Annotated in this window: 12 protein-coding genes; 5 read left to right on the forward strand and 7 right to left on the reverse strand. The window is 64.5% G+C overall.

Features of this window, described 5'->3' with window-relative positions; all coding sequences use genetic code 11:
* Positions 1–38: 38 nt before the first annotated feature.
* The gene (locus tag ACFWB0_RS08500; protein ID WP_378489998.1) at positions 39–1,679 is read right to left on the reverse strand and encodes an ABC-F family ATP-binding cassette domain-containing protein; all 1,641 of its coding nucleotides are present in this window, start codon (positions 1,677–1,679) and stop codon (positions 39–41) included.
* Between the two features lie 449 nt (positions 1,680–2,128).
* Between ACFWB0_RS08500 and ACFWB0_RS08505 the strand changes: the two genes are divergently transcribed.
* Both ACFWB0_RS08505 and ygiD read left to right on the forward strand, forming a co-directional pair.
* On the forward strand, positions 2,129–2,977 hold the full coding sequence (locus ACFWB0_RS08505) for an alpha/beta hydrolase (protein WP_378489999.1): 849 nt from the start codon (positions 2,129–2,131) through the stop codon (positions 2,975–2,977).
* 22 nt (positions 2,978–2,999) lie between these two features.
* Entirely contained in the window at positions 3,000–3,845 is an 846-nt protein-coding gene (ygiD, locus tag ACFWB0_RS08510; protein ID WP_378490135.1) for a 4,5-DOPA dioxygenase extradiol, read from the forward strand.
* A 44-nt stretch (positions 3,846–3,889) separates the two neighbouring features.
* On the opposite strand, the gene ACFWB0_RS08515 is transcribed toward ygiD, so the two are convergent.
* From ACFWB0_RS08515 to catA, 5 genes are all read right to left on the reverse strand, one after another.
* On the reverse strand, positions 3,890–4,873 hold the full coding sequence (locus ACFWB0_RS08515; protein ID WP_378490000.1) for an alpha/beta hydrolase: 984 nt from the start codon (positions 4,871–4,873) through the stop codon (positions 3,890–3,892).
* 87 nt (positions 4,874–4,960) lie between these two features.
* Entirely contained in the window at positions 4,961–6,097 is a 1,137-nt protein-coding gene (locus tag ACFWB0_RS08520) for an alkaline phosphatase family protein (protein ID WP_378490001.1), read from the reverse strand.
* A 198-nt stretch (positions 6,098–6,295) separates the two neighbouring features.
* Positions 6,296–6,577: a muconolactone Delta-isomerase gene (gene catC / locus ACFWB0_RS08525; protein WP_378490002.1), complete on the reverse strand. Its 282-nt coding sequence runs from the start codon at positions 6,575–6,577 to the stop codon at positions 6,296–6,298.
* Positions 6,578–6,626: 49 nt separating this feature from the next.
* Positions 6,627–7,754: a muconate/chloromuconate family cycloisomerase gene (locus tag ACFWB0_RS08530; protein WP_378490003.1), complete on the reverse strand. Its 1,128-nt coding sequence runs from the start codon at positions 7,752–7,754 to the stop codon at positions 6,627–6,629.
* 112 nt (positions 7,755–7,866) lie between these two features.
* On the reverse strand, positions 7,867–8,718 hold the full coding sequence (gene catA / locus ACFWB0_RS08535; RefSeq protein WP_378490004.1) for a catechol 1,2-dioxygenase: 852 nt from the start codon (positions 8,716–8,718) through the stop codon (positions 7,867–7,869).
* A 206-nt stretch (positions 8,719–8,924) separates the two neighbouring features.
* On the opposite strand from catA, the gene ACFWB0_RS08540 reads away from it, so the two are divergent.
* Positions 8,925–9,722, forward strand: a complete 798-nt coding sequence (locus tag ACFWB0_RS08540) for an IclR family transcriptional regulator C-terminal domain-containing protein (RefSeq protein WP_378490005.1) — start codon at positions 8,925–8,927, stop codon at positions 9,720–9,722.
* Positions 9,723–9,741: 19 nt separating this feature from the next.
* On the opposite strand, the gene ACFWB0_RS08545 is transcribed toward ACFWB0_RS08540, so the two are convergent.
* Positions 9,742–10,677 carry an AraC family transcriptional regulator gene (locus tag ACFWB0_RS08545; RefSeq protein ID WP_378490006.1) on the reverse strand — a complete coding sequence of 312 codons (936 nt, stop codon included), beginning with the start codon at positions 10,675–10,677 and terminating at the stop codon, positions 9,742–9,744.
* Positions 10,678–10,875: 198 nt separating this feature from the next.
* Between ACFWB0_RS08545 and ACFWB0_RS08550 the strand changes: the two genes are divergently transcribed.
* Together ACFWB0_RS08550 and ACFWB0_RS08555 are read left to right on the forward strand one after the other, a co-directional pair.
* The gene (locus ACFWB0_RS08550; protein ID WP_378490007.1) at positions 10,876–11,439 is read left to right on the forward strand and encodes a flavin reductase family protein; all 564 of its coding nucleotides are present in this window, start codon (positions 10,876–10,878) and stop codon (positions 11,437–11,439) included.
* 48 nt (positions 11,440–11,487) lie between these two features.
* Positions 11,488–13,101 (forward strand): 4-hydroxyphenylacetate 3-hydroxylase family protein, encoded by a 1,614-nt coding sequence (locus ACFWB0_RS08555; protein ID WP_378490008.1) that lies wholly within the window; start codon positions 11,488–11,490, stop codon positions 13,099–13,101.
* The last annotated feature ends 91 nt before the right edge of the window (positions 13,102–13,192 follow it).

A 13,192-nucleotide genomic window follows, 5' to 3' on the forward strand; every position in this document is an offset into this window, starting at 1 on the left:
GCCCGGAATAGCGGATTCCGGGCTCGACTCCACACCGTTCACGGGAGCGCCAAGGTCGGCCACTCGGCGATGTCGCGTCGCAGTTGCCGGTCGTGTGTCGCGAGCACCACCACCGCGTCGGTTGCCCCGAGTGCCTCGGTCAACTCGTCCACGAGCGTGATCGACAGATGGTTGGTCGGCTCATCGAGAAGCAGGACGTGCGGGCGGGACGCGAGTACCAGCGCCAGATCGAGCCTGCGCTGCTGCCCCATCGACAGATCTCGAACTCGTTGGTCGAGATCATGATCGGTGAACAGACCCAGATCTTCGAGTGTCACCGATTCCCCCTCCGGCACAACGCCGGAGGACGCGAGCACTCCCACGTGCCTGTCGTACACCTCGCGCACACGTGCCCCCGAGGGCGCGGGTGACTCCTGCGCGAGCCGTCCCACCCGCACGAGCTCCGCGATATCCACATCGCCGGAGGTGGGCTCCAGTTCACCTGCCAGCACAGCGAGGAACGACGACTTTCCAGCACCGTTGGGCCCGGTGACCGCAAGCCTCGCGCCCGCGCCGAGCGAGAGGGACACCGGTGCGATGAGCCGACCCGACACTTCGACATCCGCCGCTCGGATCAACGGCGCATCGGGATCGATCCCGTCCAGTGCGACACCGAGCGCAGGCATCGAGAACCGTAGGGGTGGTGGTGGAGTGGTCACCGCATGTTCGTCGAGTGCTTCCTGTCGCCGGTGCACCGACTGCACGAGCGCCGGTGCGCGAGTCGCGCGCTGATGCTTGCCGGTGCCCTTGCCCGGCCGCCACCCCGTGACGAGCCGGTCTTGCGCCGCCTCCAGATCGACGGCGAGACGCGCATGCTCGACCTGCTGTCGCGCGTATTGATCGACCCATCGATCATATTCGGCGACACGACCTTTGCGATATCCGGCGTACCCTCCGCCGTACAGGCGAGGGCGACCGTCCACGCTGGGATCCAAATCGAGGATCGACGTCGCGACATCCGTGAGGAGCGCCCGATCGTGGCTGACAAGCACGACACCGCTGCGGGTCTGCTGCAGCCGTTCGGTGAGATATTCGAGCCCCGACGCATCCAGGTGGTTGGTCGGCTCGTCGAGGAGCAGGAAATCGTGCTCTGCACCGAGCAGCGCAGCCAGCCGGACGCGATAGCGCTGCCCCACCGACATCTCTGCGAGCAAACATGATCGGTCGGTGACCGCACCCAGCGCCTCGAGTGCGGTATCGACGCGCCGGTCGGCGTCCCACGCATCGAGTTGTTCGGCTGCATCCAGGGCGTCGGCATACGCATCCGCAGCACCGGGCTGTTCCTCGGCGAGAGCCTCTGTTGCCTCGTCGAGCAGGCGCAACGCCTCACGGACATGGACGAGTTCGATGTCGATGAGATCGCCGACCGTGCGACTCTCGGTGACTGCCATTTCCTGCTCGGCAACACCGAGCGACCCGAAGCACCGCACCGTGCCCTGATCGGGTTCGAGCCGGCCCGCCAGCACATCGATCAGCGTCGTCTTACCGCGACCGTTGTCGCCGACGACTCCGAGCCGGGATCCGGGCGTCACGGCAAGGTCGACGCCCTGCAGCACGGGACGACCACCGCGTGCGATGTGCACGTCGATCGCGCCGAGTTGCGCCCGAGCTCGTTGGGGCAGGGTCATAGTGATGGACATTCTTCCTCCGAATGGAGGCGCGTCGTCCACGAATGGTGGAGGACTGCGCTTCTGACGAACAGCCGGATGAACGGCCTCTGGACACACGTCGGCCCCCGCCCGGCTACATCACGGGTTGCGGGGCCGGTGTCGTCAGTGGAAAAGAAGCGCTTGAATCACGTCGTCCAGGATACCGACGCCCCGGACGACGTCAATCGATTTGTTCACGGCGTCATGCGGACGCCTTGGAGCGCAGCGGTGAACCGCTCCTCGTAGGCCGCAGCGAGTCCGCCGAGTGCCGCACCGCAGTCGCCTTCGAAGGCCGGCGCATGCATCGGCGCGAGGGTGCGCGGTTGCAGGTCCGCGAGTGCGCGAATGCTCCTCGGGTCTCTTCCAGTCCACAAGCCCGCAGCGTGTCCTCGTGCAAGGATGCGGAGGACAGCAGGTCGACTACCCGGCAGGAGACGCCCATGCAGCACACCGAATCCTCGTTCAGCGGGGGCAACGACACTCGGATCGTGTACGACCTGTGGTCGCCCGACAACGCCGAGCTCGTCGGGGTGCTCGTGCTGTCACACGGGCTCGGCGAGCACGCGCGCCGCTACGACCACGTCGCTGAGCGCCTGACCGAGCTGGGATTGGTCGTGTTCGCACCCGACCATCGCGGTCACGGCCGTTCCGGCGGCAAGCGGCTGCACGCCCGCGCGATGTCGGAGTTCACCGACGACCTCGACGCCCTTTTCGATATCGCAACGCAGGCCTACCCCGGCCTGCCGGTGTTCCTGCTCGGGCATTCGATGGGCGGGGCCATCGCCCTGGCGTATGCACTCGACCACCAGGATCGTCTGACCGCGCTCGCGCTGTCCGGACCAGCGGTGGTCGTTACGTCCGGCACTCCGGGCATCGTCGTGGAGATCGGCAAGATAATCGGCCGCATCCTCCCGGACGTGCCGGTGCAGAAGCTCGACAGCAACGCCGTGTCGCGCGATCCTGCGGTCGTCGCGGCGTACCAGGCCGATCCGCTCGTGCATCACGGGTTGGTTCCGGCGGGGATCGCACGGGTATTGATCGACAACGAGCAGAGTGTGGCGTCGCGGCTGCCGTCCCTGACACTGCCGGTGCTGGTCCAGCACGGCACTGCGGACACTCTCGCAGACCCGGCCGGTTCACAACTGATCGCCGACCGTGCCGGCTCGGAAGATCTGACATTGAAGCTGTACGACGGGCTGTTCCACGAAGTGTTCAACGAGCCCGAGAACGACCGGGTACTGGGCGATCTCGTGGAATGGTTGCGCCCCCGCATCTCCCCTGAAAGGTGAGTGATATTCCATGACGACACGCATGCCTGTCGCGTTCATCGGCCACGGCAGTCCCCTCAATGCACTCGAATCGAACCGGTACACGCAGTCGTGGGCCGCATTCGGCCAATCGGTGTCTGTTCCCCGCGCGATCCTGTCGATCTCGGCGCACTGGTTCATCAATGCCACCGCGGTCACCGCGATGCCGTCGCCGCGCACGATCCACGACTTCTTCGGGTTCCCGCAGGAATTGTTCGACGTCGAGTATCCGGCACCCGGTCTCCCCGAACTGACCGAGGAGATCGCCGATCTTGCCCGACCGAAATGGGTGGGCGGCGATGTCGATTCGTGGGGAATCGACCACGGTACGTGGTCTGTGCTCACCCACATGTTCCCCGATGCGAACGTGCCGGTGGTGCAGTTGAGCCTCAACGCGTACAAGCCCCTCGAGTATCACGTCGAGCTCGGCGCTTCGCTCACCGCACTGCGGGATTCCGGCGTGCTGATCGTCGGCAGCGGCAACATCGTGCACAACCTGCGCAGCATGGACCCGTCGAAGCCGAGTGAAGGGTTCGACTGGGCCCAGCGTTTCGACGAGACCGCCGGCGAACTCCTACGTGACCGGCCCGGCGACGCACCCGCATTGCAGGAACATCCCGATTTCGCGAAAGCCGTTCCGACACCGGACCATTTTCTGCCGATGCTGCATTTCGCGGGCTTGCTCGCTGCATCCGGAGAGCAGCCCGACACTCTCGTCGGCGGGGTCGACTACGGATCGTTGTCGATGACCTCCTATACGGCGGGTGCGCAGTGCCCGCCCGGTGTCGAGAACGGCGACCGCGGTGCGGGCCTTCCCGATTCGACGGATCCGTTGAACACGAACCTGTAGTGGATCAAGCGGCCCTGTCGTACATCAAGCAGCACAGTAGTACATCAAGCGGCACGGTCGTCGTCGACTGCGACGACGGCACGCCGCGCGAACCGGGTGCTCAACCCGATGAGTTCCATCGCCTCGGGCAGGGCTCGGGCGAGGACCGGCCACGCGTGGATCTGCTCGCGCCACAGGTGCGTTTCCACCGTCTTACTCGCATCGGTGAGTCGCTCGGTCATGTCCTCGACGTCGGGTCGGGTCAGCTCGAATTCGGCTGCACACAGGAACATCGGAGGGAAGAGCGCCGGGTCGGCGTCGACCGGGTTCATCTCGCCCTCGATCGCTTCCTGCCCCGCCAGCCAGCGCGGTCGCAACTTTTCGAGGGCCTCGATCGGCAAATAGGCATCCTTCTTCATGTACTCGAGGTCGTGGCCGGAGTCGTCGAGGTCCAGACTCAGCAGCGGCGAGTAACCGATGACAGCGGCCGGTCGCTGGATGCCGCGCCTCGCCGCGATCTCGGCGACCTTGACGGCAAGATATCCACCGGCCGAGTCACCGCCCACGATGATCCGGGTGGGATCGACGGCCGTCTCGAGCAGTGCTGTGTACGCATTCATCGCGTCGTGGACCGATCCCGCGATCGGAACGACGGGGACCTGCCGATAATCCATCGAATACACGGGTGCACCCGAGTCGAGCGCAAGTTGCACGCACAGCTGACGGTGCGTCGAGGGCCCGCAGAAGATGAAGCCGCCGCCGTGGAAATACAGGATGGTGGCGTCTTCGAGCGGGTCGTCGACGGGTTTGGGCGAGATGATGCACTCGCCGGGCACCCCACCGAGATCGGTGTCGACGATCTGGACCGATCGCGGTCTGGGCGTGACCTTGTCGACCACCCAGGAGAGACGACCGAGGAGGCCGATCCCGAAGTCGTTGCTCGGCCAGATGCTCAGGATCGGCTTGACGAGGATCCGGACGACCCAGAGCAGGATCAACGCGATCCGACTCGTCCGATCGTGCCAGGTCACAGAAGCACTCGAGCTCATGTGCACACACTATGCGACAAATTCGGGCGCAGGTACGCGACATTGCACACGTCACGACCCCCTTTGCGGCTCACCACACTTGGCCTGTCACTGGAGATGCAGAAGTGGCACGAGTAGTTCATCATCGGTAAGCGCACCGTGTTGCCCGGGCAATTCCGACATCACACGCTCGCCGTCGGTGCGGATCACGGACGACTCTCCCCGACCGATGGCGACGATGTCGCCGATCCGGCCGACGAGCGACGGCGTAGGGTCGGGGCCGAACAGACCGGCGGTGAGCACGTCGTCGCGGGTGCCGACCCACATGTCGTCGCCGAGTTCGTTCCGCCAGCGTTCGAGCACCGCGCCGACGCTGCCGGTGTAGACGTGCCTGCAGCGCGGTTCACCGGCGATGACGCTCACCCCCTCACCGAGCCCGGGAGTGTGGTCGAAGTCGACGCGGCGCCCGCGCGAGGCGTCGACCATGCCGTGATCTGCGGTGACGAGCAGGCGGGCGTCGCGGGGAAGCGCTCCGGAGAGTTGCTCGACGAACCGGTCGACGATGGTGAGTTGCGCGAGCCACGCATCCGATTCGGGCCCGTACACGTGGCCGAGCGTGTCGACCTCGCCCAGATAGCAATAGACGAGACTGCGTTCGTCGGCGCCGATCGCCGACACCACGCGGGCGAGCAGGTCACCGTATGCGGAAACCCCGACGAACGCGCCGCCGCGGAGAACTGCGCGGGTGAGGCCACTGCCGTCGAAGAGTTTCGGCACCACGGTGGTGACAGCGACGCCTGCATCACTGCCTCGTTCGAATGCCGTCGGATGCGGCTGTACGTCCTCGGGAACGAAGTCGTCCCGTTTGTCTATGGAAGTGCCCGCGAGGGTCCAGCGCAGCCAGTTGACGGGTGCTTCGATCTCGTCGATGTACGACTGGTAGCCGGTGATGCCGTGGCGTCCCGACGGCAGACCGGTACCGAGCGACGCGAGGCTCACCGCAGTGGTGGTGGGAAACCCGGCCCGCATCGAATGTCCGGGGACGGAGGTGAGGAACGGTGCAGCCTTCCTGTTCCGTTGCAGTAGTTCCCACCCCATACCGTCGACGAGCAGGACGACGGTCCGGGAACACTCGGCAAGTCCGAGACGGTTCACCTCGCCGGCAACGCCGGCGGAGGCGAGCACCGACGGCAGGAGGTCGGCGAGGGTGGGCTCGGCATACACGTCGCGAAGCGGCAGGCTCATACCCCGAGTATGGCCCCGACCGCCGCGCTCTGTCCGCACCCGCACAGATTCTCGTCGTGATTGTCCTCGCGAGAACACCACCCGCTGCTGTCACGATCGAGCGTGCAGTTATTGTCGGTTTCAGTGAAGAAACACGTCAAGAACTGCACACTCGAAAGGATCTCGCGACGAACAAGCGGCGCGAATTGTGGGAGGCGACTACTTGACGTCCGACCCGTGCTTCGTCAGCGCCATGACCTCGATGTCCATGTACGGGAACAGCGGCAGATTGAACAGGATCTCGTGCAGCTCATCGGCCGAGTCCACGTCGAAGATAGAGATGTTGCTGTACTTTCCGACGATGCGCCAAATCTCGGGCCACTTTCCCGACCGTTGGAGTTCCTGGCTGTAGGCCTTCTCCTTGGCGAGCGTCTCGGCGCGCACTTCGGGGTCGAGGTCGCGCGGAATATTGACATCCATCCGAACGTGGAACAGTGCCATGGGGTTTCTCCTTCGAATCCAATGTGACTCTGACAAAAGGGGTGCGACGTCAGTCGCGTGCGTACTTCTTCACGACATCCATGTCGAGCTCGACGCCGAGGCCGGGGCCCTCGGGGAGATGTACCTGTCCTTCGGAGTATTCGAGCGGCTTCTTCAGTAACTCGACCGCGAACAGCTGCGGGCCGAACAGCTCGGTGCCGTAGTTGATTCCGGGCTCGGAGCACGCGAAGTGAATGGACGCGGCGGTGCCGATGGGGCCTTCGATGGACGTCGCGCCGTGGCAGCGCAACCCGGCAGCCTTCGCGACCGCAACTACTTCCTTGCTCCGCTGCAGGCCACCGCATTTCGTGGTCTTGAGGGCAATGACGTCGGCCGCGGCGAGCTTGGCGACCTCGTACGCGTCGTGCGGGGTCTGGACGGATTCGTCGGCCATCACCGGCGCGGAGACACGGCGGTTGATCTCGGCGAGGACGTCGAGCTGGTCGGCCGGGGTGGGCTGCTCGATGAGTTCGACACCGCCGTCGACGAGTTGCGGAACCTGACGCAGTGCGGTGAAGCGATCCCAGCGGGCATTGACGTCGATGCTGAATCCGACCTTGCCGTCGAACGCTTCCACGATCTTCACGACACGCTCGGTGTCGACAACGGGATCGAGGGCACCCATCTTGAGCTTGAAGGAGAAGTTGAGGCGCTGCTCCATCTTGTGGGTGACCTCGTCGACGATCTCCTCGAGAGGTGCCGCGCCGAGCGCCCAGCGCACGTCGACTCCAGTACGGAAAGCACCGCCGAGCAGCGACGCGACCGGGATACCGAGGCTGCGACCCCACGCGTCGTGCATGGCCACGTCGACCGCGGCCTTCGCGAAACGTGCATTCGCGACGATCCGTTCGATGTCGAGCATGACGCCGCTGATCTCGTCGACACCGCGACCGATGATGTACGGGCCGATGTAACGATCGACGATCTGCTTCATCGTTTCGACGGATTCGCCTCCCCACCACGGGCCTCCGGGCACGACGCCTTCGCCGTAGCCGGTGACTCCGCCGGCGGTGGTGACGGCGACGAACAGGATCGGCTGCACTTCCGAGGTCGTGGTCGCGAACTTGTGCGGACGAATCAGGGGTACGTCGACGATCGTCGATTCGACGGAGACGATCGCCAGATCGGGGTCGGACATCTTCGGTCAGCTCACAATCAGTTCTGGGTGTGACGGTCGATACGGCGCAGGTGCACTCGCGGCGAATGCCGGCGCCCCCTGCGGGACACCGGCATTCGAGGTCAGATGTGGATCACGCTTCGGGATCGAGGGCGAAGTTGTACGTCACCTCTGCGATGCCGTCGGCGTTCGTCTCCGGATCCAGGATCAGCTCCGGCTTGGTCGCGGTCGCGACATCGTTCTCGACCCATTCGCCACCCTGGAAGTAGAGCTGAGTGGTGACGGCACGCTTGCCCGGGGCCGACACCAGCAGGTGCAGGTGGGCGGGACGCCACGGGTGACCACCGTAGGACTTGATGAACCAACCGGTCGGGCCGTCGTTCGGAATCTGGTACGGCGCCGGCTTGAGCGTGGTGATCTCGTAGTTGCCGTCTTCGTCGACCTCGATGGTGCCGCGCAGGTTCCACTCCGGGATATCGGGGGCGAACTGCGAGTAGAAGCCGTCCTCGTCCGCGTGCCACAGTTCCACGGTGGCACCGGGGATGCCGTTGCCTTCGAGGTCGGTCACCTTGCCCTTGAAGATCAGCGGAGGCGCAACCTTGTCCTTCTCACGCATCGGCATGGTGCACTTCGACGGCAGCTTCGGGGCGTTCGGCACGTAGTACGGGCCTTCGATGGATCCCTTGGTTCCGGTGAAGTGCTTGCGGTTGTAATGCACTTCCTCGACCTCGTGCTCGAGGAAGACGTCCAGCCACAGCGGCCACTCGCCGTACTCGCCGACGTCGATCATCCACTGCTTGAGCACCCGGTACTCGTCGTACGTCACCTCGTGCTTGTGGACGATGCCGGCGAGAGCCTCGAGCACGTCCTTGTAGATCGCGGCCGCACGCTCGACGGACGTGTCGGACGTGGCCCGCTCGGACTTGAACTTGTCGGTGGCGGCGTTGCCGGAACCGTGAGCGGTGGGGTTCTCGGTGGTGGTCATGGACTCTCCTCGTCGGGGCTGAGAACGGTGTGGAAAGCAGGTAGCAAAAGCACTGGTCCGGTCGGTTCCGGGGCTGCGGACTGACCGAAAGTACGCTGTGCGTACTTGTGGATCGCTGTGCGTACACCACATACTGTGCGTGTTGTCACATCGCTTGTCAACACCGAATAGGGCAACATCGACAAGTCCCGCAGGTAGGAGATGCAATGCCGAGCACCGGCCTAGGCAACAACCGGAGTAACGACCGCGACTTCGTTCAGAGCATCGAACGCGGATTTGCGGTATTGCATGCCTTCGACGACAAGGATCCGAAACCGACGTTGGCCGAAGTTGCAACCAAGACCGACCTGTCACGGCCGGCAGTGCGTCGAATCCTGCTGACGCTGCAGCGCCTAGGTTACGTCACTTCGACCGGAACGCGCTGGTCACTGACTCCGCGCGTCCTGAGCATAGGGCAGCACTACACGGCTTCGCACACCCTCGTGGATTCTGCCCTGCCCAAATTGGTGGAGATCGCCGACCACACACACGAATCGGCGTCGCTTGGTGTGCTCGACGGGACCGAAGTCGTGTACGCGGCACGCGTACCGGTGCGACGGATCATGAGCATCAACGTCTCGGTCGGCACCCGCGTACCCGCATATGCAACCTCGATGGGTCGTGCCCTGCTCGCCTGGTCACCACGCGAACAGGTCGACGCCGTGATCGCGGAGACCCGATTCGAGAAACTCACCCCCACCACCATCGACAACGCCGACGCATTCCGCGTCGAACTCGCGGAGGTGCGCAGCCAGGGTTACGCCATGGCCTCTGCGGAGCTCGAGGAGGGATTGATCTCGATCGCAGCACCCGTATTCGATCCTGCGGGTCGCGCGGTCGGCGTGCTCGCATGTTCGACCTCGACGGGACGGCACACCCTCGACTCGTTCCGCGACCTGTGCGCGAAGCGCGTGATGGAGTGCGCGGAAACCTTGAGCGCCGAACTCGGATATCGACACCGCTGAACATCGCAGATACGCAGGATCAGGCGCGCAGCGTCGCCGACGGCGCTTCTCCGTACTTGCGCTTGTAGGCGGCCGAAAATCGGCCGGTGTGTGTGATTCCCCATTTCAGCGCCACATCGGTCACCGACAGATTCCCACCGCTTCCGGCAGAGAGTTCCTCGTGGATGCGCGACAACCGCAGGTCGAGCAGGTAGTCGCGAGGGCAGACACCGAGGTACTCCCGGAATCCCTCCTGCAGACGACGCACGCTCACCCCGGCGACCTCGGCCATGTCCGCCGACGTCCACGGCAGTGACGGATCGTCGTGCACTCGGTCGAGGACCCGCTTGATGATCCGAGGCCGCGCACCTCCCGTCGGGTCAGCGTCGTCGGGCATCACCGCGAGAATGAACGACGAGGTCAGGGCACCGGAGAGTTGATCGGCGACCAACGGATTACCCCAGAGCGACTCATCGGACTTGAGCTGCTCGATGATCGAACGCAGCAACGACATCCAACTCTGCCCCGCGTCGGTCGACAGGTCGACCTGAGGGGGAAGGCGCAGGTCGGGGCGCCCGAGGATACGGGCCATCTCCCGGTGCAGGTAGTCGCGCTCGAGCTTGACCCCGACGATCTCGCAGTCGCCACTCCACCGACGGATCGTCGCGTCGATGTCCGGCTCGAACACGGTTGCCTGCCCCACCCCGGACTCGGTCTCGACGCCACTGGCGATCGACTCGATCGTGCCCGACAAGGGAATGTTCACGGCATAGGCGCCCGGGTGCGAACTGTGCACCGACGCCTCGGCACCCCAGCCGATCCGGGCCAACCGGATCGGCCCCAAAGGCAATGTGCGCAGGTTCAGGCGAGGTTCGACCTTCTCGAGGGGAGTGAGGTCATGCGAGAAGTACGCATGCGACACCACCTCTTCCACCTCGTCCCAGTCGGACGGGTGTCGAGTCGAATCCTCTGCCATCTGTGATCCACCCTCGTTTTCGGATACCGGGGACCTTGATTCCAGTGTGATCAGGGACACGTCCCCTGGCAAACAAGGACTTTATACCTACCCGCCGCGCTAGGTGGATAGTGACCGCGCTCACTGGATCGCACATCCCCTCCAGTGTCCATATGGTCTGTGTCACACCAGATCGAACCGGACAGGGAGGACGCAGACATGGAACAGCGAGACCTGCGAAACATCTTCGGACAGTTCGCAAGTGGCGTCACCGTCATCACCTGCGCCAACCATGACGGCGAGCCGCACGGCGCCACCGTCACCGCATTCACCGCGGTCTCGCTCGAGCCCCGGCTGTGCCAGGTCACCTTGACCCGCACTTCCAAGGCCTGCGGATTCCTGTCGGGCGCGCCGTTCGCCGTGAACATCCTCGCCGCCGACCAGATCGATACCGCGATGCACTTCGCGGGCCGGCCGCAATCCCCCGAGCCCATGTGGGAAAACGGCCCCACCGCCCCCGTCCTCGCCGGCACCGCCGCAACACTCTCGTGCATCCCGTGGCGTGAATACGACGGCGGCGACCACGTCATCTACATCGGCGAGATCGTCGACGCCTCCAGCCGCGAGGTCGATCCTCTGCTCTTCTACCGCAGCACTTTCCATGATCTCGGAACTCCCAGCGCATCCGCCGCGTGGAACGGCTCGATGGACGACCCGCACAGCGGCTGGTTCGACGCCCAGACCAAGTTCACCCCACTTCACCTGGCCACATCCCCGGCCTGACACCACTGACACAGCGAATCCCTGCCCCACCGGACTAGGAGAAATTCCATGACCACCACCGAACCGCGTCCCGACACTCTCGACCGGTCCAAGGTCAACGTCGCCGCAGAGTGCGAAGCGAACCAGACGAAGAATTTCGCGACCCGCCCCATGACCGGCGACGAGTACATCGCCTCGATCGACGACGGCCGCGAGATCTTCCTGCACGGCGAGAAGGTCAAGGATTTCACGAACCACCCGGCGTTCCGCAACTCCATCCGGATGACCGCGCGCCTCTACGACGCGCTGCACACCGGTGAGCACGTCGACGCGCTCACCACACCGACCGACACCGGCAACGGCGGCGTCACGATGCCGTTCTTCCGCACCCCGAAATCCTCGGCCGACCTGGTCAAGGACCGCGATGCCATCGCCACCTGGGCACGCCTGACCTACGGCTGGATGGGCCGCTCCCCCGACTACAAGGCATCCTTCCTCGGCACACTCGGCGCAAACGACGAGTTCTACAACCCGTTCCAGGACAACGCGAAGCGCTGGTACCGGGAATCGCAGGAGAAGGTCCTGTACTGGAACCATGCGATCATCAACCCGCCTGTCGACCGCCAGCTGCCGCCGGACCAGGTCGGCGACGTGTTCATGAAGGTGGAGAAGGAGACCGACGCCGGCCTCATCGTCTCCGGTGCGAAGGTCGTCGCGACCGGCTCGGCCATCACCAACTACAACTTCATCGCTCACTACGGTCTGCCGATCAAGAAGAAGGAATTCGCGCTGATCTGCACGGTGCCGATGGACGCACCCGGCATCAAGCTGATCTCCCGCGCCTCCTACTCGGAAAACGCCAACATCGTCGGCTCGCCGTTCGACTACCCGCTGTCGAGCCGGATGGACGAGAACGACGCCATCTTCATCTTCGACAAGGTCCTCGTCCCGTGGGAGAACGTCTTCATGTACGGGGACGTCGAGAAGATCAACCAGTTCCTGCCTGGTTCCGGCTTCCTCCAGCGCTTCACGCTGCAGGGCTGCACCCGCCTCGCCGTGAAGCTCGACTTCATCGCCGGCCTGCTCATGAAGGCGCTCGACGCCACCGGCGCCGGCGGATTCCGAGGAGTTCAGACGCGCGTCGGGGAGGTCATCGGCTGGCGCAACCTGTTCTGGTCGCTGAGCGACTCGATGGTCAAAAACCCCGAACCGTGGATCGGCGACACCGTCATCCCGAAGCTCGAATACGGCCTGACATACCGGATGTTCGCAATGCAGGGCTACCCGCGCATCAAGGAGATTATCGAGCAGGACGTCGCCTCGGGCCTGATCTATCTGCCTTCGTCCGCCGCCGACTTCAAGAACCCCGAGGTACGCCCCTACCTGGACAAGTACGTTCGCGGATCCGACGGCATCCAGGCCGTCGACCGAGTCAAGGTCATGAAGGCACTGTGGGATTCGATCGGATCCGAGTTCGGTGGCCGCCACGAGCTGTACGAGCGGAACTACGCAGGCAACCACGAGAACGTCAAGGCAGAACTGCTGTTCGCCGCCGAGACCCGCGGTGACGTGGCCTCCATGAAGGGCTTCGCCGAGCAGTTCATGAGCGAGTACGACCTCGACGGCTGGACGGTGCCCGACCTCATCGGCAATGCCGACGTGAGCGCCTTCTACAAGAAGTAACACCCCACCCCACCACCGCGCGCGGGCGGACGCCCCCCCCTACCCGCCCGCGCGCGGATCCAACCACCTCTCACGCGAAGGAGCGTCCGAG

Origin of the sequence: Rhodococcus sp. NPDC060086 (assembly GCF_042730275.1) — a bacterium.
Taxonomy (GTDB): domain Bacteria; phylum Actinomycetota; class Actinomycetes; order Mycobacteriales; family Mycobacteriaceae; genus Rhodococcus.